Below are 26,989 nucleotides of genomic sequence, written 5' to 3'. Positions count from 1 at the left end.
ACCTTTATGTCAGTACGCAAAACGCCGCGCAATCCGCTCGCGGGGCAATTGCAACTCCTCTCGCGTCAAGGCCCGCAAGCGACTGAACGGACCAAGCAGCTTCTGCGGCAATACGATCTCGAAAAATACGCTGAAGGGGACCATCGCGAGGCGCTCGATCAGCTCGCCCAAGAGCTGGAACAAGAGCCGACCGCCGAAAAAACGTACGCCTACGCCGAGCTTTGCTACATCGCCGGCTCGCGAGCCGAAGCGCTCGGCAAAAAGGCGACGGCGCTCGAATTATTCGCCTCTTGCGCCGCCCATTCCTATTACTATCTCTTCGATCCGAAGTTCGCTCGCCAGGATCATATTTACGATCCGCAATTCCGCGGCGCCTGCGACTTGTACAACGGCTCGCTCGAATCGGCCCTCCGCATCGTCCGTGCGCAAGGAAAGTTGAAGCCGGGCTCAGTCTATCGAATCACCACGCCGCAACATGAGTTCCAGGTTGCGCTGCAGCTTTCAGGACGCTGGAATCCGGAAGACTTCGACCACTTCGAGTTCGCTTCGGACTACGAAGTGAAAGGGCTTCGCAACCAACATCGCCAATATGGATTGGGCGTGCCGCTGATCGCGATCTGCAAAGGCGCCAAGACCGGCAAGGCGGAAGACAAGTATCTGCCGCCGGGGCTCGCTTACCCGCTGACCGCATTCCTGGAAGTAACTCCGCAGAAACAGACGGAAGGCTCGTCGGTCCACTTCTGCAAGATCGAACTTTACGATCCGCTGATGCAGAACGAAGTGAAGATCGGCAACAAGACGACTCCGCTCGAAGCTGACATCAGCACGCCGCTCGCCTACTACCTCGATCAACCGCAGTTCCGCGACACCGACTTGGCGACCTGGGGCCTTTTGCTCCCAGGCCACAGCGAAACAGTGCAGGGGCTCTACATGCTCGAACCGTACGATCCGCAGAAGATCCCGGTCGTTATGGTGCATGGATTGTGGTCGAGCCCGATTACCTGGATGGAAATGTTCAACGATCTCCGCGCTCAGCCCGAGATCCGCGACAACTACCAATTCTGGTTCTATCTCTATCCGACCGGCGAGCCGTTCTGGATCAGTGCGACGCAGTTCCGCCGCGACCTGCAAAAGGCGCGCGAAGATCTCGACCCGCAGCATCAGGCTTTGGCGCTCGACCAGACGGTACTGATTGGGCACAGCATGGGCGGTCTTGTTTCTCGCTGGCAAACGATCGACAGCCAACAAGATTTCTGGGCGATGGTCAGCGACCAGTCGCCGGATAAGCTGCAAGGAACCGCTCAAGACAAACAGCAGCTGATGAGCATGCTCTTCTTCGAGCCGAGCCCGTCGGTTCGCCAGGTGATCACGCTTGGCACGCCGCATCGCGGCAGCGATTTCGCCAATCCGACGACGAAATGGCTCGGCCGCCATCTGATCGCCTTGCCGGAATCGCTAACTGGCGCTGAAAAGCGTTTGAAAGAAGCGAACCCGAACTACTTCCGCGACGCCGAGATGTTGGCGGTCGCTACGAGCATCGATTCGCTGGCTCCCGACTCTCCGGTCTTGCCGAAGATCATCGAGGCGCCCAAGGCGCCATGGGTCAAATACCACACGGTGATCGGCGTGGTCGATCAAGATACGTGGCTAGGCACGTTCGCGGGGAAGAGCGACGGGGTGGTCGAGTATTCGAGCGCTCACTTGGAAGAGGCGGCTTCGGAACTGGTGGTTACTGCCGATCATGCGAATGTTCACCGACATCCACGCAGCATCCTACGCGTCCGAAGCATTCTACGAGACCACATTGAAGGACTGCGTCAGGAGTATGTCGCCGCGACGCAGCTAGGCGCTCCCCTTCATCCAGCGTTTCCAAATTCCACCGTGATGCAAGCCGGGCATTCAGCGCCGATTCAAAACAGCGCCCCACAAGGCGGCTACGGCGGTCCATCGATGTCTGAATCACTTCACTTGACTCCGTCCAAGTAAAAATCAAAACGAGAGAGCGGCGTTAGCGACGCCTGGCATGCCCTACCAGGCGTCTTTGTCCCTGACTAGCGATTCGCCATGAACTCACGCATCGTCTGCAGCCGAGCTTTCGGCTGCTCGAACTGAGCCGGTTCATGCTTCGGCTCTTCGGCCGAAATTCGGAACGAGAGAACCCGGTAATCGTCCCCATCGTTATGGGCGTTCAGAAAGGGGTTCAGGCCCGATTGGCTATCCTCGCTCGGCTGAGCGGCAGCCGACTGCTCGTCGTCGGCCATTTCCGACTTCGGCAATTCGCCGCGAACGACTCGGACATCCTTGGGGGCCTCAATACCGACGCGAATCGAATTGCCTTTCACCTTCAGGATGGTGATCACAATGTCGTCGCCAATCTGAATCTTTTCCTGTTGTTTCCGGGTCAGAACCAGCATCCTACACTCCTTTGCTTGGAAGAATCCTTGGGTAAGCGATTGCGAAAGGATTCTTCGCATTTGGCATGCCAAAGACTAACCTCATTTTTCCGAATTGTCGCAACCATCAATCCGACAAGGACTTCCACACTTTCGCCAGGGCGCTAGCGATCTGGACAGTTGGTGTACATACTTACAATTTCCTTGCAGGATTTACCGAGAACCGGCCGTCAGACCTTCAAAATGGCGGTCGGATCGGTCGCGATTGATCTCCAATTCTGCGGCAGAGAAGGGGCAGCGCTTCGGTCTCTCTGTCTCCCGACTTCCTTCGCTTCCAAAGAAAATGTTTGCACTAGTTCTACATTATCGATAATATAGAAACTAACCCAGCCCCGGAGATTTCCCATGGTCAAACGTCAGTGCATGAGCGACGAGATCCGCGATACCTTGGCGACAAGGATCTACGACGGATCGCTGCAGCCGGGCGAACGTTTGATCGAACTGGCGATCGCCCAGGAGTTTGGCACCAGCCAGACTCCGGTGCGGGAAGCGTTACGCGAACTGGAAGCGATGCGTCTCGTCCAGTCCGAGCCGTACAAAGGAACCCGCGTTCGCGAGATCACTCCCCGCGAAATGGCCGAAGCCTACCTGGTGCGCGCCATTCTCGAACAGCGCGCCGCCGAACTGGCCGCCCCACGCTTTCAAAACTCCATCGACCGACTGCAACAGAAGGTCGACGAGATTTGCGAGTCGGCCGCCCGCGGCGATATCGACGCCTACGCGCGCAGCAACATGGAGTTTCACCGCGCAATTGTCGCCGCGGCTGACAATCAAGTGCTGCTGCAAAGCTGGGACGCGCTGCAGTTCGACGCGCGAATCCGGGTCAACCTGTTTCGCAAGAACAAAGCGATCGTCGATCGTGCGGCCGAACACCAGCCGATTATCGACGCGCTCGCTCGCGGCGATGGCGACGAAGCAGGACGCTTGCTCCGCGAACATTCGGAATCGTTCGCCGCCGTCTGGGCCCAGGAAGCGCAAAACCCCACGTCCGACTCGGACGCCCCCACCTCGTCATGCTCGGTCGAGATGTCGACAACGACAGATTGATCGGTCCCCGCCCCTGACTATCGACCTTCCTACCTTGAGTAGTTCAACGTCATGTGGATTGTTCGCCTGGCGCTACGGCGACCGTATACCTTCGTCGTAGCCTCGATGCTGATTGCGATCGCCGGCGCGGTCTCGATTCGTCGCATGGAGACCGATATCTTCCCGGAGATCAACATTCCGGTCGTCGCCGTGATCTGGACGTACGAAGGAATTCCGCCCGATCAGATGGAACAGCGGATCGTCGGCAGTTACGAGCGGGTCCTCTTTTCGACCGTCAGCGACATCGAGCATGTCGAGAGCCAATCGCTGAACGGGATCAGCGTGGTGAAGGTCTTTTTGCAGGAAGGCGCCAGCGTTGATGCGGCGATCTCGCAGATCGTCGCCACCTCGCAGCAGGCGCTGAAGTCGATGCCGCCTGGCATCTTTCCGCCGCTGGTGATGCGGTACAACGCCGCCAACGTGCCGATCGTCCAAGCGTCGATCGGTAGCGAGTCGCTCACCGAACAACAACTTTACGACCTGGCCACCAACTCGATGCGGCCAGGCCTGGCGCCGGTTCGCGGAGCGCAATTGACCTGGCCCTATGGGGGCAAAGTGCGGCAGATCATGATCGACATCGATCCGGCCAAGCTGCATGCGTGGGGAATCTCGCCGGGCGAAGTCTCGGAGGCGGTCAACGCCCAAAACCTGATCCTCCCTTCCGGTTCGGTAAAGATCGGCGCCCAGGAGATGAACGTTCGCTTGAACGGCAGTCCCGAAGCGGTCGAAGCGATCGGCGATCTGCCAATCAAATCGGTCGGCAGCCGGACGATCTTCATTCGTGATATCGCCGCCGTGCGAGACGGGTTCGCTCCGCAAACCAACATCGTCCATGTCGACGGCAAACGGGGCGTCTTGCAGCCGATCTTGAAATCAAGCGGTTCAACCCTCGACATCGTGCAAGGAGTCCGCGATCGACTTCCCGCCGTGATGGCGACGCTGCCGGAAGAAATGAACGTCACGCTATTGGCCGATCAGTCGATCTTCGTCCGGCATGCCGTGCAGGGGGTGCTCGTCGAAGCGGGAATCGCCGCCGGACTGACCGGCGCGATGATCCTGCTCTTTCTCGGATCGTGGCGCAGCACGCTGATCATCGTGATCTCAATTCCGCTGGCGATTCTCGCGTCGATCACCATCATGGGCGCCATAGGCCATTCGTTGAACGTGATGACGCTCGGCGGGCTGGCGCTGGCGGTCGGTATTCTGGTTGACGATGCGACGGTCGAGATCGAAAACATTCACCGCAATCTGCACATGCGGAAAGGATTGACGACCGCCATTTTGGACGGGGCCCAGCAGATTGCAATGCCGGCGTTCGTTTCGACACTCTGCATCTGCATCGTCTTTTTGCCGATCGGGTTTATCACCGGCGCCGCTCGCGCTTTGTTCGTGCCGATGGCGCTGGCGGTCGTCTTCGCGATGTTCGCCAGCTATCTGCTCAGTCGAACTTTGGTGCCGACGATGACCCGCTATTTGCTTGCGGCTGAAGTCGAACGCTATTCGCCCGACGGACATACGGCGACGCCGGGGGTGTTCGGGCAGATTCACAATGGCTTCAACCGGCTGTTCGATCGCCTGAAAGGGCTTTACGGCAGTTGCTTATCGTGGATGCTGGCCCACCGCGCGGCGACGCTGACCCTGTTTGCGTTATTCGCCGGCGGTTCGTTCGCGCTGGCGCCGATGATCGGGCAAGACTTTTTCCCGTCGGTCGACTCGGGACAGATTCGCTTGCACGTGCGGGCTCCGGCCGGAACGCGCGTTGAAGAGACCGAACGTCATTTTGCCCGCGTGGTCGACACGATCCACGAAATCATTCCAGCTCACGAGATCGAGTCGATCATCGACAACATCGGCATTCCGAACAGCGGCATCAATCTGGCGCTGAGCGACGGGACGCTGATGTCGTCGGCCGATGGCGAAATCCTGGTCACGCTGCATCACGGTCATTCGCCGACGGCGGAACATCAAAAACAGCTCCGCCGTGAACTTCAGAAGCGTTTTCCCGAGCTGACCTTCTTCTACAAACCGCCTGACATCGTAACGCAAGTGCTGAACTTCGGGCTCTCGGCGCCAATTGACATTCAATTGACCGGGCCACGTCGCAACCAGAAGGAAAACTTCGAAATCGCTCAGCAGATTCGGAGTCGCATCGAAGCGATCCCCGGCGCCTCCGACGTCCGGATCCACCAGGTTCCCTTCGCACCGGAACTGCGGATCGAAACCGATCGCACGCTGCTGAGCCAACTTGGCATCTCGCAATATGACGTCGCCAGCGACGTGCTGGTCTCGCTCAGTTCGAGCAAGCAGACCAATCCCAACTATTGGCTCGATCCAAAGAAGGGGATTCAGTATCCGCTGGTCGTGCAGTCGCCCCAGCGGCAACTCGACTCAGTCTCGGCGATCACGGGAACTCCGATCACGCCGCGTAACGCCAACGCCGACTCGCAATTGCTCGGCAATCTGGGCTACGTCAAGCAAGATGTCGGCGCGACGAACGTGACGCATTACAACGTCGCTGGAAGCATCGACATCCTGGCTGGCGTCGATGGAGCTGACCTGGGAAGCGTATCGGCACAGATCAATCGAGTACTCGACGAGTTTCAAGACAAACTCCCCCGCGGCACGACGATCAAAGTCCGTGGGCAAGTCGAAAGCATGCGAAGTTCGTTCGCCGCTCTCGGTTACGGCGTGATCTTCGCGATCGTGCTGGTCTACTTGCTGATGGTCGTCAACTTTCAATCGTGGACTGATCCTTTCATCGTGTTGATGGCGCTGCCAGGCGCCGTGAGCGGTATTCTCTGGATGCTGTTCGTAACGCAAACGACGATCAACGTTCCGTCGCTGATGGGGACGATCATGTGCATCGGCGTGGCGACCGCTAACTCGATTCTGCTGGTCACATTCGCCAACGATCAACGTCAACTTGGCAAGAACGCGCATGACGCCGCTTGGGCCGCGGGCGTGACGCGCTTGCGTCCCGTGCTGATGACCGCCGGCGCGATGATCTTGGGGATGTTGCCGATGTCGCTGGGCTTTGGAGAAGGGGGAGAGCAGAACGCTCCGCTCGGCCGCGCGGTGATCGGCGGGCTGATGATGGCCACGTTGGCGACCCTGATCCTGGTGCCGGTGATTTACAGTCTGCTGCGGGTAACGCCGCCGAAATCGCAGCAAGAGATGGACAATTTAGAGGAGCCTGCCGCCGTATGAACCACACGACTACCAATCCCAGCATGAATATTGAAAACCTTGATCCCGATGAAGCCGGTCCGCCGGCGCCGGTTCCGAAGGTTTCGGCCGCCGTGGCGACGCTGTTGTTTCTGACGCTCTCGGGAGCGATCGCCGGCGTCTTCTTGCTCGGCTGGTTTCCGAAAGTTCGGCAGCATGCGGCGCTGGCTGAAGAGACGCATCGGTTGACGCATGCGACGCCCGAGGTCGAAACGATGATCCCGACGCCGGCCGCGGCGAGCGTCGCCGTTCAGTTGCCGGGCGAAATCCAAGCCGAGGAAGAAACGGTGATCTTCCCCCGTATCAGCGGCTACTTACGAAAATGGCACGTCGATATCGGCGATCAAGTGAAAGCGGGCCAACTGCTCGCCGAGATTGATACGCCGGAGGTTGATCAACAACTTCAGCAAGCGGAAGCGACCGTCGAACAACTGAAAGCTCGTCGTGAAGTCGCCGAGACGAAGCTGGAACTGGCTCGTTTTACGCTCGAACGACTTCAGCGGCTCGTGATTTCAAAAGCGGCGTCGCAACAAGCGTTCGACGAAGGCCAGGCTGAATTCTCGGTCGCGCAGCACCAGATCAAAGTCGCTGACGCCGACATCGCCGCAGGGATGGCCGAACTGCAGCGAATCAAAGAAATGCAGTCGTTCGCCCAGGTCTTCGCTCCGTTTGACGGGACAATTACCCAGCGTTCAATCGATCTGGGGCAACTGGTCACCTCGGGCAATGATCAAGCGCAGTCCCTCTTCCGCTTGGAGCGAACCGACCTACTACGCGTCATCGTCCACGTTCCGCAGATTTACGCCTCGGGGATCAAAGCCGGCGAGGAAGCTCCATTGGTCGTGCGGGAACTACCCCACAAAACCTTCACCGGCCGCGTCGAACGAACCGCCCGTGCGATCGACATGCAAACGCGAACGATGCGGACTGAGATAGCAGTCGACAATTCGGCCGGCTTGCTGTTGCCAGGCGCCTACGTCCGTGTACAACTGCACGTCGAGCGCGAAAACCCGCCGTTGATGGTCCCCGCGTCCGCATTAATCTTTAACGCCAACGGCGCCCAGATCGCGGTGGTCAATTCGCAAGACTTGATCGAACTGCGGCCGGTTGAAGTCGAAATGGATCAAGGAACGTCGCTGGGAATTTCGAAAGGAATCGAGCCGGGGCAAAGGATTGTCGTGAATCCTGGCGAACGGCTCGTTGAGGGGATGGAGGTCGCCGTGTTGGCGCCGGTAAAAGATACGTAAATTGATCGCGCGGCAGGATTAGGGGATGTTGACGCATTGCCGACGTTGCGGACACTGGAACGCTGTGATCCGCCGTCGATCGACTTTCTGCCATTCCTCACTCGTCATTTCCGACGAGCGGACACCTTCAATACTTGCTGGGCTAGTTAGTGCGAGAACTTCAGTTCCTGCGTGCCGGGCGTCTTCAGTGGAGCGAGCGCGAGAAGCCAACTCTGCTTGACCCGAAGGATGCCATCGTGCGTCCCTTCATCGCCGGCCGCTGCGATGGCGATACCTTGCCGATCCACACGCCGGTTTCCCGCGCGTTCCAGTTTGGCATACACCTGGGGATGGTTGATCCGATTGTGGGGCAGATCTGCGGCAAAGTGCCGTTTCAGGGTCCCTTTGGAATCGGCCATGAATGCGTCGCGGAAGTGATCGCGGTGGGCGAAGATGTCCACACGCGTCAAATCGGCGATATCGTCATCGTTCCGTGGGCCGTGTCGTGCGGCGAGTGCCTCGAATGCCAACGCGGGCTCACCGCCAAGTGCTCTACCTTTCGTCAGCAGGTTCTGGGGGCGTACGGCTTTGGCGCTTGTTGCGGGCCTTGGGGCGGAATGATCGTGGACGAGCTCCGCGTCCCGATCGCTGATCATATGCTCGTTCCGGTCCCGGGGGGCGTTCCGCCGCTGCGGGTCGCTGCGGCCAGTGATAATCTGGCGGATGCGTGGCGCTGCATCGTACCTCCGCTTACAGAACGTCCCGGCGGATCGGTACTCGTCTTGGGAGGCGCCGCGAAAAGCATTGGTCTGTATGCGGCGGGCATTGCAGTCCGCCAAGGAGCGGCGAGCGTCACTTACGTCGACAACGACAAAACGCGTCTGGAAATCGCAGCGCAGTTGGGCGCGGAGGTAGTAGAACTTCCCTCCAACCGTCGACGCTCGTTGGCGAGCCAGATTTCGCAGCGTTACGACATTACGGTCGAAGCTTCGTCGCGCAGCGATGGACTCGACTCGGCGATCCGCTTGTTAGCGCCCGGCGGCATTTGCACCGCGGTCGGATACTACATCGCCCCAGGGACCAAAGTCCCGATCATGCACATGTACGCGACCAGCGCGACGCTCAAAGTCGGCGTCTCGCACGTGCGGCCAATTCTGCCGGAACTGCTCAACTTTGTCGCCCAAGAACAATTTCCAGCGGAAGCGGTGACGACGCTGGTCGCCGATTGGGATGATGCGCCCGAGGCGTATAAGGCGCATACGACGAAGTTGGTGTTACAACGTGCGCCGCTGGGATTGGGCGGCTAAGATTGGTTTAAACAAAGCTGGCGCCATGCTCTTGCGTCGTCTTCGCCGGATGAGCATGTCTTGGCCCTGTCCGAACGCATCGAAGACATGCTCATCCGGCTATCGCCGCAAGAGCATGGCGCCAAGTTATTGAGCGGCGTTAGATCGGCTCGGCCAAGCGTCCCGCTTGTTCGCCGCGGGGATCATAAGTCTCATAGTCGGCGACGCGCCATTTGCCGTCCTCTTCTTTGATCAGGTCGAGGACCAGGAAGGCGGCGAAGCGGTCTCCGCCGGCGTAGGCGCCGGACTTCAAGCGGCCGACGACCACCACGTTGAACTTGGCGTGGCAGTGGGTCTTTTGCGGATCGAAGAAGATCACTTCGATCGGCTGTTTGACGCTGACGCTGTCGATGGTGACCAGGTTGAGGATGTACCTGGCCCGCTGTTTCATCTCGGGGCGGATGTCGGAAAGGACGTCCATCACGCGGGCCTGATCGTTGCTTTGCAACGCGCTGCCGAAATAGAGGACCGAGTCGCGGACTTGTTCGGTCGGCGTGACGACCGCCATCTCGATCAGCGCCGCACACCCGGCCAGCGCGATCCAGAGAAAGAAGACCGGGATGAAAACCTTTTTGCCGGTCTGCACCAGGCAGCCGGCGATGATCGCGGCGCCGATCACGCCGATCACCAGAATCGTCGTTTGTTGCTCTAGCAAGATGCTCATGTCGACGTTCCTTCTACAGGCGTTTCGTTTCGCGATTTCGCTCCCCAGCGGGTCCACCAGAGCCGCGCCCAACCGACACTCACCAAGACGAGCAGCACCAGGTAAATCGGTCGCAGGTCGATCAAGGTGCTATCGGCCGAAGAGATCTCTCCCTGCGGCGTTTCCCCTTGGCGGATCTGCTCGGCTCGCTGGCGAGCCTGGTACTGTTTCTCAAGCGTCGCTTGCCGCGCCCCATATTTCGGCGCCATCACCAGGCCGCCGGCCAGGGCGCACATGGCGAAGAGGTAGAGCCAAAACCAAGGGGAATCGGCGATCGGCGTTTGCGGCTTTTCCATAGGTTTCGATTATACACGGGGAGGCCAAAACCGGGTCGAAATTGCAGGCGCCCCGATCGGCGCAGACTTGGGGGGCCGAATTGCCTACGCTGACGGCTTCGTCGTCCCTTGATGTGGAAGGAGTCTCGCCGTGCGTTTGCTTTCGCTTGCCGTTTGTTTGACCGGGATGCTAGCCATCCCTCCATCGTTGCTCGCTCAGGGATCGCAGCAGCAATACATTATCCAGCTGAGGCTGCTGGAGACCGACGACGCTGCGAACAAAGATCGCATTCTGGCCGCGCCGACGATCGCGGCGACTTCGGGACGCAAGTTTTCGTTTCTCTCGGGAGGCGAAATCATGCCGGATCCCAAGTTCGGCGGAGAGATCTTGTTCTATGGAACGCAGGTCGAAGGGGTCATTCGCGAAAGCGCCGACGGGCAAACGCAACTCCACCTGGCGATCGAAGTGAGCGAGGCGCTGCCGCCGGAAGAAGAAAACGAAGTCACGACCACGTTCGGGTCGGTCTATCGATTCCGCATGCCGCTGCCGCTGGCACGTCCGAAGCAGATCCGGTTTGAATCGAATGGCATTCTGGAAATCCGCGCGCAGTTGGCGGAGCCAGCAACTGCTCGTTCCAACTAAGCGATTACGTAGGCCCTACGCCGTTCCCGTTTGCAAGGATGCACCGATGATCCGCTTCCCATTCGCCTTGGCCGTTTTTCTGGCTGCTTGCATGACGGCGCAACTTTCTGCGGCGGACGCTCACCAAGGGTTCTACGAGATTCACCTCGAGTTGTCGGGAACATCACCAACCAGCGAGCGACCAGAGAATCTCGCGATGCCGGCGATGCATGCGAAGGCCAATGTCCCGTTTTCGATCGATGCGGGGGGCATTCTACCGCGCGACCCGCAGTTCGATGGGCCTCCGCTGGAAACCGGCATGCGGCTGGCAGGAATCCTTCGCCCGAACGCCAACGGCCAGCTTCAATTGCAGGCGACTCTCCGCCGGAGCGAGGAAGTGGAAAACGACGCCGGCGTTACGATCGTACGCCACGATTCGGTCGACGTGCGAATGACGCTGCAAGGCGCCGAACTCGATCCGCAACTGGCGGCGATACAGCCGCCGAAAGGCCGGATGATTAAGCTTTCGGAAACGCGGTCGCTCATCATTCGCGTTCGCCCAGTAAGCCGCGATGCGACCGCTGGACAGCCCATTGCGATTCCTAGTACGGCGCCTCTCCCAGTGAATTAGCGCGTGCGGCGCTCTAGAACTTCAAGAAACGAAAAAAGACGCCGGTCCTTAGACCGACGCCTTTTCGTTTTTCACGATTGCTCGCGACGTGAAGACTACTTGTTCTTCATCGCCGGGAAGATCGGGCCGCCGTACTTGGCGTTTTCGCCCAGTTCGGCTTCGATGCGGAGCAGTTGGTTGTACTTCGCCATACGATCGCTACGCGAGGCCGAGCCGGTCTTGATCTGACCGCAGCCCAAGGCGACCGCCAGGTCGGCGATGAACGAGTCTTCGGTTTCGCCGCTGCGATGGCTCGAGATGCTGGTGTAGCCGTTGTTGTGAGCCATGGCGATCGCGTTGATCGTTTCGGTCAAGGTGCCGATCTGGTTGACCTTGATCAGGATGCTGTTGGCGATCCCTTCTTTGATGCCGCGAGCCAGACGTTCGGTGTTGGTGACGAACAAGTCGTCGCCGACCAGCTGAACCTTGCTGCCGAGCTTTTCGGTCAGCATCTTCCAACCGGCCCAGTCGTCTTCGTCGCAGCCGTCTTCGATCGAAACGATCGGGTACTTCGCGGCCCAGTCGGCCAGGAAGTCGACCATGGCGGCCGAGTCGAACTCTTTACCGTCCATCGTGTACTTCTTGGTTTCGCCGTTGTAGTACTCGCTGGAGGCGCAGTCGAGGGCGATAAAGACCTGTTCGCCCGGCTTGTAGCCAGCCTTTTCGATCGATTCCATGATCAGATCGAGGGCTTCGATGTTGCTGCCGAGGTTCGGAGCGAAACCGCCTTCGTCGCCGACGGCGGTGTTCAGGCCCTTACCCTTCAAAACGCCCTTGAGGCTGTGGAAGACTTCCACGCCGCTGCGGAGCGCGTCGCTGAAGTTATCGAAGCCGAGCGGCATGACCATGAATTCTTGGACGTCGACGTTGTTGTCAGCGTGCGAACCGCCGTTGAGGATGTTCATCATCGGGGCCGGCAGAAGGCGAGCGCCGACGCCGCCCAGATAGCGGTACAGCGGCAAGCCCGAGCTTTGCGCGGCGGCCTTGGCCGTGGCGAGCGAAACGCCGAGGATCGCGTTGGCGCCGAGCTTGCTCTTGTTCGGCGTGCCGTCGAGCTCGATCATCTTGCGGTCGATTTCGGTCTGGTTCAGCGCGTCTTCGCCCAGCAGCACTTCGGCCAGGACGGTGTTGACGTTTTCGACCGCCTTGGTGACGCCCTTGCCGACATAGACGCTCTTGTCGCCGTCGCGCAGTTCGTTCGCTTCGTGAGCGCCGGTGCTGGCTCCGCTCGGCACGGCGGCGCGGCCGACGGCGCCGTCATCCAGGGTCACTTCGACTTCGACGGTCGGATTGCCGCGGCTGTCGAGCACTTGCAGGCCACGAATGTCAACAATAAAGCTCATGGTTCTCTCTCGTTCTACAAGGGATGTCGCTGGGAGCACGGCTTGCCGTAGGGCGCCGCACATTTCGGGGCCTAGGGACGCCTATGTCCCTAGAATTGGCTTACCATAGTTCGAATGGAGTCGCCATTTTGCCGCGCACAATACGCATTGACTAGGCATTCGAGGCTTGGTTGAGGAAAAAATTAACTCGGGATACATTCATTAACTACGAACCGTCTGTAACCGAATGCTGACTCTCGCCGCTGCGCTGCGATTGCGGCGCTATTTTTCCACCTTGTACCTCCCAGAAGGCGATTGCTCATGTTTACCGGACTGGTCGAAGCGCTCGGCTCGATCGTCGCCATCACGCGACAAGGGCCCGGGGTCCTGCTGCTGGTCGAGTGCGGCCCGGTCGCCGACGGCGCCATGATCGGCGACAGCGTCGCGATTAACGGCTGCTGCCTGACCGTGATCGAGATTTCCGGCTCCCAGTTGGCCTTTGAGGCGGGGGAGGAAACCCTCAGCAAGACGAACCTCGGCCGCCTCTCCGGCGGCGATCCGGTCAATTTAGAGCGAGCCCTCCGCGCCGGCGACCGTTTGGGGGGGCATTACGTGACCGGGCATGTCGACGGGGTAGGGCGGGTCGACGAGCGACACGACGACGCCGAATGGTCGAAGTTTTGGTTCCGCGTCGCGCCGGAGTTGGCGCTACAGATGGCTTCCAAAGGTTCGGTCGCGGTCGACGGGGTGAGCCTGACGCTGGTCGACGTGGAAGATGAGCGATTCAGCGTCGCCCTGATTCCGCATACCTTGGCGGTCACCACCCTCGGCGGACGACAGCCCGGCGACGAGGTGAACATCGAAACCGATTTGCTCGCCAAGTATGTCGAACGACAACTCCGCGGCGCCGCGACCAACTAACGACACGCAACTTTTTTCTTCCTTACTTTCACCTGGCGACTTGTTCGCCTGACGCATGCCCAAATTTCAGAATCAAACGATCTCCTTTCTGACCAAACGGTTCCGCGAAGTCGGCATTCGCCCGGTGTCGCGCCATGGGCAGAACTTTCTGATCGACATGAACATCCTCGATCTGATCGTTCGCTCGGCTGACCTTGGTCCGCAGGACGTCGTCCTTGAAATCGGCACCGGCACCGGATCGCTCACCACGCGAATGGCTGCCGAAGCGGGACATGTGATCACGGTCGAAATCGACGAGCATCTGCATACGCTGGCGTCGGAAGAGCTGTTTGAGTTCGACAACGTCACGATGCTGCAGTTCGACGTGTTGAAGAACAAGAACGCGTTTCGCCCGGAAGTGATGGAGACGATCAAAGAGAAGATCGCCGAGATCCCTGGCGGACGTTTGAAACTCTCGGCCAATCTGCCGTACAACGTCGCGACGCCGATCATCTCGAACCTGCTGCGGACCGAGATCATTCCGTACTCGATGACGGCGACCATTCAGAAGGAAGTGGCCGAACGGATCATCGCGCAGCCGAGCACCAAGGACTACGGCGCGCTGAGCGTCTGGCTGCAGTCGCAATGTCGCTGCGAGATCGTCCGCATCTTGCCGCCGAGCGTCTTCTGGCCGCGGCCGAAGATTGATTCGGCGATTGTGCAGTTGGTGGTCGACGACGAGCTGCGCGGTCGGATCCCGGATCTCGAGTTCTTTCATACCTTCAGTCGGGCGATCTTCTTCCATCGCCGCAAGTTTCTCCGTAGCGTGCTGATGAGCGCGTTCAAAGATCGGCTCGAAAAGAGCCAGGTCGATGAAGTGATCGCGGAGAATGGCCTGCAGCCGGACGCTCGCGCGGAGCAGTTCACGCCGGACGAAGTCTTGGCGATGAGCGAGATGTTCCGCCAGAAGCTGCTGTCGCTGGGCAAGTAACGCGGCGGTTTCTATCTCGGATTCATACCGAACTCTGCGCTGATGGTCCGCGCACCGGGCGCGGCGTCCGCTTCTTTTGCGCTGCGCGAAACCTCTACCCATTGCCCGTTTCTTTGCAGAAACTTCGCACCTCTTTGCGGCGACATAAACACCCTAAATAGATAGGTAAAAGGAGCGGACCTGGGGCACGTAAAAATTAGAAATTTGACCTCTACTTTTTCCTTAACTCTGATTCGTTAGCCCGCAAACTGCCGTTAATTGGACATAGCGCCGCTTTATAATGTGGCTATGGCGACAGGATCGCCAACGATTACTCATCCCACATCGCCGCTGAGACATTCATGCCACGGAAATCCCCTCTACTTCTTGCTGCCCTTCCTTTTTTTCTAACACTCTTTCTCCTTGTCGGTTGCGGCGCCCAATCAACCAATATGGAAGTCGCCCCGGTAGAAGGACGCGTCGAATTCAACGGCAAGCCAGTAGCCGACGTCTACGTCCAACTGATGCCGATTAAGACCGCCGGCTCGAGCGATCGGCCCGGCAAAGTGGCCGGGGGCGCGACCGATGCGGAAGGGAAGTTCACCCTCTCCACGTATGAAAGCGGCGACGGTGCGATTCCCGGAACGCATCGCGTTACGGTCTCGGTGCAAGATCCGAGCGCAAAGCTGCCCGGAAAGTTGCCGACGGACTTCACTGTCGAAGTAAAGCCGGAGCCCAACGAAATCATCCTTCAGCTTGAAGGCAAATAACCGAATCCCACTTATCCATCATTCATTTTCGTTGTCCCATTTCGGAGCCTCCATTATGCCTACTCCTTTCTTGCGGCGACGTGGCTTCACGCTCGTCGAACTGTTGGTGGTGATCGCCATCATCGGCGTTCTCATCGCATTGCTCTTGCCGGCGGTGCAACAAGCCCGCGAAGCGGCTCGACGCAGCCAATGCCAAAACAACCTGAAGCAACTTGGTTTGGCGCTGCACAACTACCATGACACCTACCAATCGTTCCCTCCGACCTGCGTTAAAGAAGCGAATCAAGATCAGCCAGGCAGTCAGCAAGCGACCTTCTGGAGCGCCTTCATCCTGCCGCAGATCGAACAAGGGAACATCTACGACAAGATCCAAGGGATGGGCTTCGGCATCGTTTGGAATGACAGCGGCAACAATCAAAACTTGTTGAATACCAAAATCGAAGCCTATCGCTGCCCGTCGGCGCCGGATGCAAACACCAGCACCCAGGAAGGGGTTACGCACTATCGCGCCAACTACGGCGTCGTCACCTCAGGGACCGTCGGTTACAACTCGAGCCATGGAACGAACAATCACTACATGGACGACGGCTCAGACAACCATGCCCGATTCAACGGTCCCTTCTTACGACGAAACATTACGACTCGCTTCGCCGACATTACCGACGGCACCAGCAACACGGTCGGCATCGGCGAACGCTGGAACCACAAGAAGACCGAGGAAAGCAAATACCTCAATTACTGGTACATCGGGATTCCGAACTCGCAAGACCGCCACTCGGCGTTCAGCGGCTCGACCGGCATTCCGCTCAACAGCCCCGACACCGGCGAAGTCGGTTACGCTGGCTTCAGCAGCCAGCATCCTGGCGGCGTCCAATTCGCCCAGATGGACGGATCGGTTCGCTTCGTGAGCGAAAACACGGCGGCGAACATCCTGTCGGCAATCGGCACGCGAAACGGCGGCGAAGTCGTTTCGCTTCAGTAGTCCGCCCAGTTTTCTCTCCGCCGAACCCCTCAAAGACGGGAAATAGCCTGCATCATGATGCAGGCTATTTTTATTGATTCACCCGCAAAATCGTGGGGCTTCCGGCAGATCGCCACGCCAGCGGGTTACGGGGCCCCGCCGACTTGGATTTTGGTCTTTGATCGAGGATAATACGATTGGATTGAGCGACGCTGTCGCGCCGCCATTGGTCTTATCTGTTGCGAAGTTGGCGATTCTATGAAATTCATCGAGATGACTGGCGGCACTCTGATCGGCGCTTTGCACGAAGACGAAATGAGCCCTGACGAACTGAAAAAGGCGGGCGTCAGCGAAACGACGATCGTCCGCATCAATCAGCAAGGGGACATCGAAGTTCGACGCCCGGAAGGGTGGGACATCATCGGCGGGCTGATCGGCGATTACGAAAAGCGGATGCAAAAGGCGAGCGGCTTAAGCTGGGCGTAGGCCGCCGAATTCGGAAACACGAACAGAGCTCGATATCTTTTGGCGCAAAGCTGGCCGCTTTTGCAAAATTCTTCCGGTTAAATCAACTTTCCGGGATCGATTCGGCGATCCGCTTCTTCGACAGCGGCGCGAAATGCAATAAAATGCCGGTTTAGTCTACCTAGTCTCCCTGGCCGTAAGGTTGGGAAGCTTGGTTAAAACAGTTAAGTCCCATACGCCGATCTAATCCATATCTCCCACTGCGCCAATTCTGGGCGCCGTTGAGAAGAAGTCCTTCCCTAATTGCAGAGGCGATAGCCGCGTGACAACCGAATCTGCTGGTTCGTTTTCCCCCCCAACATCGACCGTCGTTGATCGACTGCGGTATCGGGCGGAACATCAGGGCCCGCACCTGGCTTATACCTATCTCGTAGACGGGGAAGACGAGAAGCTCGAACTGACCTACGCGCAGCTCGATCAAGCGGCTCGCGCTTTGGCTGCACGCTTGCAGGCAAAGAACATGCACGGCGAACGAGCCCTGCTGCTCTTCCCGCCGGGGCTCGATTTCATCATCGCCTTTTACGCCTGCTTGTACGCCGGCGCTGTGGCCGTGCCGGCCTATCCGCCGCGCCGCAACCGCAACATGGTGCGGATTCAAGCGATCGCCGACGACGCCGAAGCGAAGATCGCGCTGACGACCAGCGACGTGCTCGACCGCGTCACGCCGATGCTGGACGAGACGCCCCACCTGAAGCAGATCGAGTGGCTCGCGACCGACGGTCCGCAGTTGGCCGATCCCGAAAAGTGGCGGATGCCGGACATTGACGACAGGACGCTCGCCTTTTTGCAGTACACCTCCGGTTCGACCGGCACGCCGAAAGGGGTCATGTTGTCGCACAGCAACATGATGCACAACTCGGCCCTCATCTCGTACGCGTTCGAACATACGCGCAGCGTGCGAGCCGTCTTCTGGCTGCCGATGTATCACGACATGGGGTTGATCGGCGGCGTCTTGCAGCCGATGCAGATCGGTCACCCGACCACATTGATGTCGCCGATGGCTTTCTTGCAGCAGCCGTATCGCTGGCTGCGTGCAATCTCGAAAAGCCAGGCGACGATCAGCGGCGGACCGAATTTCGCCTACGAACTGTGCGTGAACAAGATCACGCCGGAGCAGCGCGAGAAGCTCGACCTGTCGAGCTGGGAACTGGCGTTCAACGGCGCCGAACCGATCAAGCCGGAGACGCTCGATCGCTTTACCGAAGCGTTTGAACCATGCGGCTTCCGCCGCGAAGCGTTCTATCCTTGCTATGGCATGGCCGAAGCGACGCTGATCATCTCCGGCGGTTTGAAAAAGAGCCCGCCGGTCGTTCTGACGGTCGATGGGGACGTGCTCGATCAAGGGGTCGTCATCGACTGCGATCCGGATGAAGCTGGCGCTCGGCCGATCGTCGGTTGCGGTAACTGCCTCCCCGACCAAGAGATTCTGATTGTCGACCCCGATTCGCTGACGCAGCAGCCGGCGAACAAGGTGGGCGAAATCTGGATTTCCGGCCCGAGCGTCGCCAAAGGCTACTGGCGCAACGAAGAAGATACGGAGCGTTGCTTCCGCGCGCATCTGGCCGACACCAAGGCGGGACCTTACCTGCGAACCGGCGACTTGGGCTTTCTGAAGGATGGCGAACTCTTCGTCACCGGTCGTCTGAAAGACCTGATTATCGTCCGCGGGGTCAACCGCTATCCGCAGGATATCGAAGCGACCGTTTGTGCGGCGCATGAGCACCTCGAGAATTCGACGGCCGCCGCTTTCTCGGCCGAGATCGCCGGCAAAGAACGCCTGGTGATCGTCGTCGAAGCGCCCCGCCTGCGTCAGAAAGAGTACGCCGAGGTCATCAGCGCGATTCGGAAGGAAGTTGCGCTCGAGCACGAGATGGCGGTCGACGGCGTCGCGCTGATCCGCCGCGGGTCGATCCCCAAGACCTCCAGCGGCAAGATTCAGCGTCACGCGTGCCGCAATCACTTCATGCAAAACGTCTTGGCGATCGTCGATCGCTGGGTCAGCTGGGACGAATCCCAGATGCTCGACGAAGTCCGCAAGGTTCGACTCCGTCGCTCGCAACTCGAATTGGCCCGAGCCGACGCTGAAGGGCTCGCCGTCTCCGATCCGGAACTGCGAGATCGCACTACCAAGCTGGTCATGGAAAAGATCCATGCGGTCGCCAAAGAGCGCGCTACCAACTTGGAAATGAACACCGACCTGCTGTCTCTGGGACTCGATTCGCTGGAGCGAATGGAGATCATCGCGTCAATCGAAGACGCGTATGGCGTCCAGTTCCCGGATCATATCCTGCCGACGTTGAAGACCTGCCGCGAAGTGACCGAAGCGGTCGAAATCTATCTAGGCGGTGAACCTCGCCCGCAGGCGGTCGCGGACGACGTTCCGGCCGAAATGTACAGCTTCGCCGCGCTTCCTGAATATCGCCAGGTGAAGCAGACCGCCGACGAGCTTGAATCGCTCGGGATGCCGAATCCCTACTTCCAGTCGCACGACAAATCGACCGGCAGCATGACGTCGATCGACGGCGCCGAGCTGGTGAACTTCGCCGGCTACAACTACCTTGGACTCGCGCAGCATCCGCGCGTTTGCGAAGCGGCCAAGCAGGCGATCGACCAATACGGAACCAGCGTTTCGGCCAGCCGTCTGGTCTCTGGCGAACGTCCGATTCACGCCGAACTAGAGCAAGCGATCGCCAATTGGATCGGCGTCGACGCCGCCGTGGCGATGCTCGGCGGACATGCGACCAACGAAACGACGATCGGCCATCTGGTGCGAACCGGCGACCTGGTGCTGCATGACTCGCTGGCTCACAACAGCATCATTCAAGGCGCCAGCCTTAGCGGCGCACGTCGTCGTCCCTTCCCGCACAACGACTGGGAAGAGCTCGACCATATCCTGCACGACATTCGCCGCGACTATCGCCGCGTGCTGATCGTGACCGAAGGGGTGTTCGGCATGGAAGGGGATTTCCCCGACTTGCCCCGGTTCATCGAGATCAAGCGGCGCCATAAAGCGTGGCTGATGGTCGACGAGGCCCACTCGATCGGCACGATGGGCGCCACAGGTCGCGGCATCGCCGAGCACTTTAAGATCGAGCCAGGGGACGTCGACATCTGGATGGGAACGCTCAGCAAGGCGCTGGGCAGCTGCGGCGGCTACATCGCCGGCAGCGCCGACCTGGTTGAGTACCTGAAGTACACGGCGCCGGGCTTTGTGTTCAGCGTCGGCATGCCGCCGGCCAGTGCGGCCGCGGCGATCGAAGCGCTGAAGATCCTCGGCGAAGAGCCGCAGCGCGTTTCGGCCTTGCATCGCAACGCCGAGTTCTTCCTGCGGGTCGCTCGTCAGGCGGGGCTCGACACCGGTCGCAGCCGCCAGACGCCGATCGTGCCGGTGATCCTGGGGGACTCGATGATGACGATGTTCGTCGCCCAGCGGATGCTGCTGCAAGGAGTCAACGTTCGCCCGATCATCTATCCGGCGGTCGACGAGTCGGCGGCTCGCTTGCGGTTCTTCATCAACTCGGAGCATACCGAGGCGCAGATCCGCAGCACGATCAACATTCTGCGTCAGCTGTGCGACGAGATCCGGACCGAAGACTCCGACTTTCTGAGCAACGGCGGAGCCAACGTCAGGGCGTAGCGATTCGCTTCGCGCATAAAAAAAGGACGACCAATTGGTCGTCCTTTTTTGTTGGTTTGACGGAGCGGCTTAGCGATGGAAGCTGAAGCCGAAGCCGAGACCCGAGATGAAGAGCGATTCGCTTTGGTTACCGCTCGACTGGTACGGGTTACGTCCGACGCCATCCGGGAAGTAGATCGTATTCCAGCTGAAGTCGAGGGCGATTTCACGGGTCAGGTAGTAAGCACAACCCAGGGTGATTTCGGTACCCATGATACCTTTGGAGTAGGTGTTGTCTTGCTGCATCCGGTAGACCCAGTTGTTACCGCCGAACACTTCCCATTCGCCGTACAGTTTCCAGTGGCCGCGATGGGTGTGCATGCGAACCCCGACCTGACCCAGCAGCATGTTGTTTTCCATGGCCAGATGGGTGTCGTCGATGATCCAGGTGTTGATAATCGGGAAGTAGTCGTAGGTGACCCGTAGCGACTGATCTTTGAACTGGAAGTAGCGAACGCCGATCATCGGTTCGACCCAGAAGCCGTTGTGGTACGGATCGAGACGCCAGACCTTGTTCAAACCGACGCTGATGGTCGAACCGACGTTCCGTTCGGCGACCTGCGGGCCGTCGATGTGCAACGTCCGGAGCAACCAGCCGTGCCCCTCTTCCGACATCCAGCCCATGTCGAGCTTGTTGCCCCAGGTCACGTCCCCTTGGGCGTTATCCGGGGCCGCTTCGCCGCGGGTCACGTTCAGGTAGACGCGGTGGTAGTCGAAGAACGGGCCGGTCTTCGGGTCGATGCCGTCCTGACCATAAACTTCCGTGATCGGCGGAGCGAACCACTGGAAGTCGTAGTCTTCGATCGGCATGTCGGTGAAAGGCGTATTAAAACCGGGGTAGACCTGGTCGTACTGGGCAAACGCCGTCGACGCCGCGAGCGAATATGCTGCGACGAAGAGTAGCCAGAGCATTTTGCGGTTCATTAACATGTTCCGGTTATACCTTGTAAAGTGCTTCAGCGCTCGCGGCTTTGCCTACCGCAAATTGTTCGGAAAAATCTTGCTGTGCCGGTAGTATCGGAATTCCCGTTGACCTGAGTTAAGCGAGAATGTCTTTCTCTGCCGAAAAACCGGTGCAATCCGCAGACTCTCGCACGAAAACAGGCCGCCGAGTAAAAATAGGAAAGATGCTTCGATTTCAACGATCGCGCCGCCCCATTCATTGAGCGGTTGGCAGGTCGGTTCTATATTGGAATAAGTACTTTTCCTCCCATCTTCGGAGATCGCGATGTCCGTCCGATCCAAGCTGACTCTGTTGCTCGCCCTCATTTTTCAATTCAGCTCCGCCCTGCTAGCGGCTCGAGCCGAGGAAGCGACGGAAAAATCGGCCGAGGAGAAGACGGCGCCGACATTTCTCCGCATTCATGAAAACGCTAGCGGCAAGCCGGATGCGTTGCAGACGGCGATCGTTCGCTATGCCGATCCCCAGCAGCCTGGCGTCTATGTCGATCTGGTTGGCGCCGTCCACATCGGCGAACAGGCCTACTACGACCAGTTGAACGAAGAATTCAAGAACTACGACGCGCTCTTGTATGAAATTGTCGCTCCCAAGGGGACTCGCATCCCCAAAGGCGGCCCCAAGAAGAACGGTAGCGCCGTCAGCGGCTTGCAAAACGGCATGAAGGACATGCTTGGTCTCGAATTCCAATTGGAACAGATCGACTACACTCCGCAAAACTTCGTCCATGCCGACATGAGCCCCGAAGAAATGGCGGCCGACATGGCGGAACGCGGGGACGGTTTCCTCCAGATGTTCGCTCGCCTGATGGGCGCCGGCATGGTTCAGCAGACCAAAGGGGAAGATATGAACGCCGCGATGCTGATGGCCCTCTTCGCGGATGATCGCCAACTGCGGATGAAGCGGCTCTTCGCCTCGCAAATGGACGACATGGAAGGGCAGATGCGAGCCATCGAAGGGAAGAATGGCTCGACCCTGATCTCGCAGCGGAACGCCAAAGCGTTTCAGGTGCTGCGGCAGGAGTTGAATGACGGCAAAAAGAAGATCGGAGTCTTCTACGGCGCAGGGCACTTCGCCGACATGCATCGTCGATTGGTCGAAGACTTCGGTTTGCAGCCGCAGTCGACCCGCTGGCTGAACGCGTGGGATTTGACGAAGTAGTCGCCTCCATCGCTAGCAACCACCCCAGGGAGCGGCGGTTTACAGGACGATGCGGCCTTCTATACTGGCCCATTACTTTCTGAGTCGCCAACCGAAGGATCGGACCTATTAACTACACGGAGGCAATGCGCGTGCCGCTTCTCGCGATCAATCAACTCACCACGTTTCGTTGGTCCTTTGAAACCGATGCCCAACGAATTGCCGAGGCCGGAATCCCCGGGATCCATGTCTGGCGGCAGAAGTTGGTTGACTACGGCGTCGAAAAAGGGGCGCACCTCCTGGAAGAGTACGGCCTGAAGCCGGTCGCGCTCAGTTGGGCCGGCGGTTTTACCGGCAGCGACGGCCGTACCTTCGCCGACGCCCTCAGCGACGGTAAGCTGGCGATCGAACAAGCGGCCGAACTTCAAGCGCCGGTCCTCGTCGTCCATAGCGGCTCGCGCGGCGGTCACACGGTAAACCATGCCCGGCGTCTCTTTCTGTCGGCCTTGGGAGAACTGTTGCCGCTCGCGGAAGAGCATGGAATCCAGCTAGCCGTCGAACCGATGCACCCCGCCGCCGGCGCCGAGTGGACCTTCCTGCAGTCGCTGGCCGACGCGATCGAACTGACGAAAAAGTTCGATAGCGCTCATCTCAAAATCGTGGCCGACGTTTATCAGCTGTTCGGCGAAAAGAATCTGATCGAGCAGTTGAAGAAGGCGGCGCCCCATTTGGCCCTGGTGCAGTTGGCCGACGCCGATGAAGCCCCGATGGGGGAACCTGATCGCCGTCCGCTCGGCAGCGGCAAACTGCCGCTGCGCGAGATCGTCGCTGCGCTCCGCTCGGCCGGCTACGAAGGAGCGTTCGACATCGAGTTGATGGGCTTGGCGATCGAGAACTCCGACTACCAACAACTAATCACCCAAAGCCGCGGCTACTTCAACGACATCTTCGGCGCCACCACGTCAGAGAAATCGCTGCCAGCGAAGTAACTCCGACACTAGCCCGCAGCGCAACCGAGGGAATGGATTCGGAAATGCCTAATGACTAATCACTAAAGTCTAATTCGGAAGACACGATCTGTCGTTAGACATTAGGGCTTAGACATTAGTCATTCACTTGCGACCGCATTCCCTTGCTTGCGCTGCGGGCTAGTTAATACCGCCTACTTCTTTTCGACCTTCTTCTCTTTCGCCGCGGCGACGCGTCCTTTGACCGCTTCCACTTCTTGCGACTGTCCCCAGATATAGAGGAGCAGGCCGATGATCAGCCCGAACGCGCTGGCCGAGAGGACGGCGAACGGGCTTTGCGTGAAGGTCGAGTTCTGGGCGGCCGCTTGCGTGGTCAGCACCAGGCCGACGACGCTGATCGCAAACCCAAGCAAGTCTGAAAGGATCTCGCGCAGACTGAAGCCGAAGTGGGAGAAGACCACCAGTTTGCCGATCACCAACTGCAACGCGAAGCCGACGACGCCGGCCAGCATCAGCGAGAAGGCGATCCAGTGGAACGCCGGAAACTCGAGCGCTTCGGCGACCTGATAAATCGGCGTCAAAATCCCAGCGCTCGTTTCCTTCGCCGTATCCGATTCATCAACGCTCTTGGCGATGTCTTCCAACTGGCCAGAGAGATGACTATCGGCGCTGTGGGTTGCATCGGAAGCCTCACCGTGACTTACTTCGGCGCTAGGGGCTTCCTCTTTGGCTGGCGGCGTCGCTTCCTTCTCTTTTTCGACATCGGCAACGCCGGCTTCCGGGGGCGCCGTTTCCGCCGCGACCGGCGGACTTGCGCCATCTTCCTGTGCCCAGCACTGCGAATGAACGACGCCTAACGTGAGAGTGATCAAAACGATCGAGGCTAGGAGACGAGACATGACTTCACCTTCACTGCGAAATTGGGGCTGCAAAGAACGGGTAACGCCACGAACTTGATTCTATCGCTCGCAATAGGTCGATTGCACCGTTTTGCGGAAGAAGATTCGTATTGCTGGGAATACATATCTCCGTCGACGAATCGATCCGTTCAGCCGGGTATTCGCTAGTTGCTCGCTAATCTTGCGTGGATTTAAACGGATTCTCCAACGCTTAAAGCAAAACAGAACGCCAACACTAGCCCGCAGCGCGAGCGAGGGAATGGATTCGGAAATGTCTAATGACTAAGCCCTAATGTCTAATTCGGAAGACACGATCTGTCATTAGACATTAGGGCTTAGTCATTAGTCATTTACTTGCGGCCGCATTCCCTCGCTTGCGCTGCGGGCGCGTGATCGTGAAATGTCAACGCAATCCGTCAAGATTCCCCCGGACTGCGCCATGTTGGGGGAATTATCAGGCGGAAACGAGAAGCGATTGCGCAAATAGGAGAAATGGCATATTGAATTTATGCGGCCGGCTTGGTTTGATAGAAACATCCCTCTGCTCGCCAGAATCTACTTTCTACTTTTGTCCCGCCCCATTGAATGGAGAACCATGCCCATGGATTCTTTCGATGCCTCGCGTCGAACTTTTCTGAAGACGACCGCCGCCGGCGTCGCTGCGACTTCGCTCGCCGTGAAAGCCGCCAAATCGCAAGCAGCTGACGCCAACTCCAAACTTCGCATCGGTTTCGTCGGCGTCGGTGGACGCGGCTTCGGCGCGCATGTGAAGAGCCTGTCGGCGATCGCCAAAGATGGCGCCAATATTGAACTGGTCGCCGTTTGCGACGTTTACGAACACAACCGCAATCGCGCCGCTGACTACATCGAAAAAGAAAACGGCGGGAAGGTCGCGCGGTACGTCGACTTCCGTGAGATGTACGCCAAGGAAAACCTCGATGCGGTCAGCATCGGCACGCCGGACCATTGGCACGCCATCCAAGCGATGGAAGCGATGAAAGGCGGCATGCATGTCTACTGCGAAAAGCCGATGGTCAAGAAGGTCGAAGATGCGATCGAATTGGTCGGCGTCTGGCGCGACACCGGCAAAGTGATGCAGGTCGGCGTGCAAGGAACCAGCCTGCCGATCTGGGACGCCGCTCGCGAGAAGATCGACGCCGGTCTCCTCGGCAAAGTGCTGATGTACCAGACCGAGTACTTCCGCAACTCCGACATCGGCCAGTGGCGTTACTATCCGCTCTCGAAAGACATGACCCCGAAGACGGTCGACTGGAAGCGGTTCCTCGGCGTCGAAGAAGGGTTGGCGCAAGACCAGCCGTTCGATCGCGCCGTCTTCGCCCAGTGGCGCCGCTTCTGGGAATTCGGTAGCGGGATGTTCACCGACCTGTTCGTCCACCGCACCACGCAGATGATGAAAGCAACCGGCCTGCGTTATCCGGCCCGCATCACCGGCAGCGGCGGTCTGTACCTCGAATATGACGGCCGCGAAGTGCCGGACGTCGCCACGGTGGTCGCCGAGTTCAACTCGGGCTGCCAAGGTTTGGTCACCGCAACGATGGCCGCTTCCGAAACGCCGATCACCAACCTGGTGCGCGGGCATGACGGCTCGATCCTGTTTGATCGCCCGGAAGCTTCGGGCGAGTTCACCTTCGTTCCGGAACGTCCGCAGGTGACCCACATCAGCCCGACCGAGCTGCCGTTTGAAAAGCAGGTGCTGAAGACCGAGAAGGAAGCGCCGAAGGATCAAACCCGGGCTCACTTCGAGAACTGGCTCGCCGCGATCGACCTCAACGCCCCGGACACGTGCAACAATCCGCCGGACCTGGGCGCCGCCGCGATCGTGCTGGTCAACCTGGGAGCTCGCAGCTACCGCGAAGGAAAGATCTATCACTTCGACGAAGAGACGATGAAGATCAGCGATGCGGACAGCTCGTGGGCGAAGAAGTGGGAAAAGATCTCGAAAGAGCGTGGCAAAGCGTCGCACGTCCCTGGCTGGAACGCCGGCGACAAAGGCTCGACGATCAACGACCCGGACCACCAAAAGCTGGAAGGTCCCTGGATCAACGGCAAAGACCCGGCCGGTTAATCGTCGCTTTGCAGTTTGAACTAAATAAGAACGGCGCCTCCAACGAGGCGCCGTTTTTTTTGTTGATTGAATACTAGCCCGCAGCGCAAGCGAGGGAATGTGGTCGCAGGTAAATGACGAAACTCAAACGATGAATTCGTTTTCGTTCGTAATTCTGGTTTCGGCATTTCTCATTTGGCCGAGCGCATTCCCTCGCTTGCGCTGCGGG

At 58.9% G+C, this 26,989-nt stretch carries 22 protein-coding genes; 16 read left to right on the top strand and 6 right to left on the bottom strand.

Features of this window, described 5'->3' with window-relative positions; all coding sequences use genetic code 11:
- The first annotated feature begins 6 nt into the window (after window positions 1-6).
- Complete coding sequence (locus LOC68_RS26675; protein ID WP_230224855.1) at window positions 7-1,986, top strand: esterase/lipase family protein; 1,980 nt, start codon at window positions 7-9, stop codon at window positions 1,984-1,986.
- A 65-nt stretch (window positions 1,987-2,051) separates the two neighbouring features.
- Here LOC68_RS26675 and csrA read toward each other — a convergent pair whose 3' ends face one another.
- Entirely contained in the window at window positions 2,052-2,414 is a 363-nt protein-coding gene (gene csrA, locus LOC68_RS28670) for a carbon storage regulator CsrA (protein WP_315858771.1), read from the bottom strand.
- Between the two features lie 384 nt (window positions 2,415-2,798).
- On the opposite strand from csrA, the gene LOC68_RS26665 reads away from it, so the two are divergent.
- The 4 genes from LOC68_RS26665 to LOC68_RS26650 all read left to right on the top strand — a co-directional run bounded on the left by LOC68_RS26665 (window position 2,799) and on the right by LOC68_RS26650 (window position 9,297).
- A complete protein-coding gene (locus LOC68_RS26665; protein ID WP_230224854.1) occupies window positions 2,799-3,500 on the top strand; it encodes a GntR family transcriptional regulator in 702 nt (233 codons plus the stop codon).
- Window positions 3,501-3,551: 51 nt separating this feature from the next.
- Window positions 3,552-6,746, top strand: coding sequence for an efflux RND transporter permease subunit (locus LOC68_RS26660; RefSeq protein ID WP_230224853.1), 3,195 nt, complete (start codon window positions 3,552-3,554; stop codon window positions 6,744-6,746).
- Window positions 6,743-8,011, top strand: a complete 1,269-nt coding sequence (locus tag LOC68_RS26655; protein WP_230224852.1) for an efflux RND transporter periplasmic adaptor subunit — start codon at window positions 6,743-6,745, stop codon at window positions 8,009-8,011. Before LOC68_RS26660 ends, LOC68_RS26655 begins: the two co-directional genes overlap by 4 nt.
- 236 nt (window positions 8,012-8,247) lie before the next feature.
- Complete coding sequence (locus tag LOC68_RS26650) at window positions 8,248-9,297, top strand: zinc-dependent alcohol dehydrogenase (RefSeq protein WP_230224851.1); 1,050 nt, start codon at window positions 8,248-8,250, stop codon at window positions 9,295-9,297.
- Window positions 9,298-9,436: 139 nt separating this feature from the next.
- Here LOC68_RS26650 and LOC68_RS26645 read toward each other — a convergent pair whose 3' ends face one another.
- Window positions 9,437-10,000 (bottom strand): hypothetical protein, encoded by a 564-nt coding sequence (locus tag LOC68_RS26645; protein ID WP_230224850.1) that lies wholly within the window; start codon window positions 9,998-10,000, stop codon window positions 9,437-9,439.
- Complete coding sequence (locus tag LOC68_RS26640) at window positions 9,997-10,335, bottom strand: hypothetical protein (RefSeq protein WP_230224849.1); 339 nt, start codon at window positions 10,333-10,335, stop codon at window positions 9,997-9,999. The genes LOC68_RS26645 and LOC68_RS26640 overlap by 4 nt, the downstream gene beginning before the upstream one ends.
- Before the next feature lie 130 nt (window positions 10,336-10,465).
- Here LOC68_RS26640 and LOC68_RS26635 point away from each other — a divergent pair, with 130 nt between their 5' ends.
- Together LOC68_RS26635 and LOC68_RS26630 are read left to right on the top strand one after the other, a co-directional pair.
- Window positions 10,466-10,957 carry a hypothetical protein gene (locus LOC68_RS26635; protein ID WP_230224848.1) on the top strand — a complete coding sequence of 164 codons (492 nt, stop codon included), beginning with the start codon at window positions 10,466-10,468 and terminating at the stop codon, window positions 10,955-10,957.
- Between the two features lie 46 nt (window positions 10,958-11,003).
- A complete protein-coding gene (locus tag LOC68_RS26630; protein ID WP_230224847.1) occupies window positions 11,004-11,567 on the top strand; it encodes a hypothetical protein in 564 nt (187 codons plus the stop codon).
- Window positions 11,568-11,662: 95 nt separating this feature from the next.
- Here the strand turns inward: LOC68_RS26630 and eno are convergent, their stop codons facing one another.
- On the bottom strand, window positions 11,663-12,949 hold the full coding sequence (eno, locus tag LOC68_RS26625) for a phosphopyruvate hydratase (RefSeq protein ID WP_230224846.1): 1,287 nt from the start codon (window positions 12,947-12,949) through the stop codon (window positions 11,663-11,665).
- A 300-nt stretch (window positions 12,950-13,249) separates the two neighbouring features.
- Here eno and LOC68_RS26620 point away from each other — a divergent pair, with 300 nt between their 5' ends.
- The 6 genes from LOC68_RS26620 to LOC68_RS26595 all read left to right on the top strand — a co-directional run bounded on the left by LOC68_RS26620 (window position 13,250) and on the right by LOC68_RS26595 (window position 20,691).
- Window positions 13,250-13,849 (top strand): riboflavin synthase, encoded by a 600-nt coding sequence (locus LOC68_RS26620; RefSeq protein WP_230224845.1) that lies wholly within the window; start codon window positions 13,250-13,252, stop codon window positions 13,847-13,849.
- Between the two features lie 55 nt (window positions 13,850-13,904).
- On the top strand, window positions 13,905-14,819 hold the full coding sequence (rsmA, locus tag LOC68_RS26615) for a 16S rRNA (adenine(1518)-N(6)/adenine(1519)-N(6))-dimethyltransferase RsmA (protein ID WP_230224844.1): 915 nt from the start codon (window positions 13,905-13,907) through the stop codon (window positions 14,817-14,819).
- Window positions 14,820-15,250: 431 nt separating this feature from the next.
- Window positions 15,251-15,568, top strand: coding sequence for a DUF4198 domain-containing protein (locus LOC68_RS26610; protein WP_230224843.1), 318 nt, complete (start codon window positions 15,251-15,253; stop codon window positions 15,566-15,568).
- A 55-nt stretch (window positions 15,569-15,623) separates the two neighbouring features.
- On the top strand, window positions 15,624-16,550 hold the full coding sequence (locus tag LOC68_RS26605) for a DUF1559 domain-containing protein (protein ID WP_230224842.1): 927 nt from the start codon (window positions 15,624-15,626) through the stop codon (window positions 16,548-16,550).
- A gap of 252 nt (window positions 16,551-16,802) precedes the next feature.
- Window positions 16,803-17,015, top strand: a complete 213-nt coding sequence (locus tag LOC68_RS26600) for a hypothetical protein (protein ID WP_230224841.1) — start codon at window positions 16,803-16,805, stop codon at window positions 17,013-17,015.
- Window positions 17,016-17,316: 301 nt separating this feature from the next.
- A complete protein-coding gene (locus LOC68_RS26595; protein ID WP_230224840.1) occupies window positions 17,317-20,691 on the top strand; it encodes an aminotransferase class I/II-fold pyridoxal phosphate-dependent enzyme in 3,375 nt (1,124 codons plus the stop codon).
- Window positions 20,692-20,760: 69 nt separating this feature from the next.
- Here LOC68_RS26595 and LOC68_RS26590 read toward each other — a convergent pair whose 3' ends face one another.
- Window positions 20,761-21,654, bottom strand: coding sequence for a hypothetical protein (locus LOC68_RS26590; RefSeq protein WP_230224839.1), 894 nt, complete (start codon window positions 21,652-21,654; stop codon window positions 20,761-20,763).
- 304 nt (window positions 21,655-21,958) lie between these two features.
- Between LOC68_RS26590 and LOC68_RS26585 the strand changes: the two genes are divergently transcribed.
- Together LOC68_RS26585 and LOC68_RS26580 are read left to right on the top strand one after the other, a co-directional pair.
- On the top strand, window positions 21,959-22,849 hold the full coding sequence (locus LOC68_RS26585) for a hypothetical protein (RefSeq protein ID WP_230224838.1): 891 nt from the start codon (window positions 21,959-21,961) through the stop codon (window positions 22,847-22,849).
- Between the two features lie 125 nt (window positions 22,850-22,974).
- Window positions 22,975-23,817 (top strand): sugar phosphate isomerase/epimerase family protein, encoded by an 843-nt coding sequence (locus LOC68_RS26580; protein WP_230224837.1) that lies wholly within the window; start codon window positions 22,975-22,977, stop codon window positions 23,815-23,817.
- 173 nt (window positions 23,818-23,990) lie between these two features.
- Here the strand turns inward: LOC68_RS26580 and LOC68_RS26575 are convergent, their stop codons facing one another.
- Window positions 23,991-24,695 (bottom strand): hypothetical protein, encoded by a 705-nt coding sequence (locus tag LOC68_RS26575; protein WP_230224836.1) that lies wholly within the window; start codon window positions 24,693-24,695, stop codon window positions 23,991-23,993.
- Between the two features lie 601 nt (window positions 24,696-25,296).
- Between LOC68_RS26575 and LOC68_RS26570 the strand changes: the two genes are divergently transcribed.
- On the top strand, window positions 25,297-26,781 hold the full coding sequence (locus LOC68_RS26570; RefSeq protein ID WP_230224835.1) for a Gfo/Idh/MocA family oxidoreductase: 1,485 nt from the start codon (window positions 25,297-25,299) through the stop codon (window positions 26,779-26,781).
- The last annotated feature ends 208 nt before the right edge of the window (window positions 26,782-26,989 follow it).

The sequence above is a fragment of the Blastopirellula sediminis genome (assembly GCF_020966755.1).
Taxonomy (GTDB): domain Bacteria; phylum Planctomycetota; class Planctomycetia; order Pirellulales; family Pirellulaceae; genus Blastopirellula; species Blastopirellula sediminis.
This window is presented reverse-complemented; position numbering and strand designations above follow the sequence as displayed.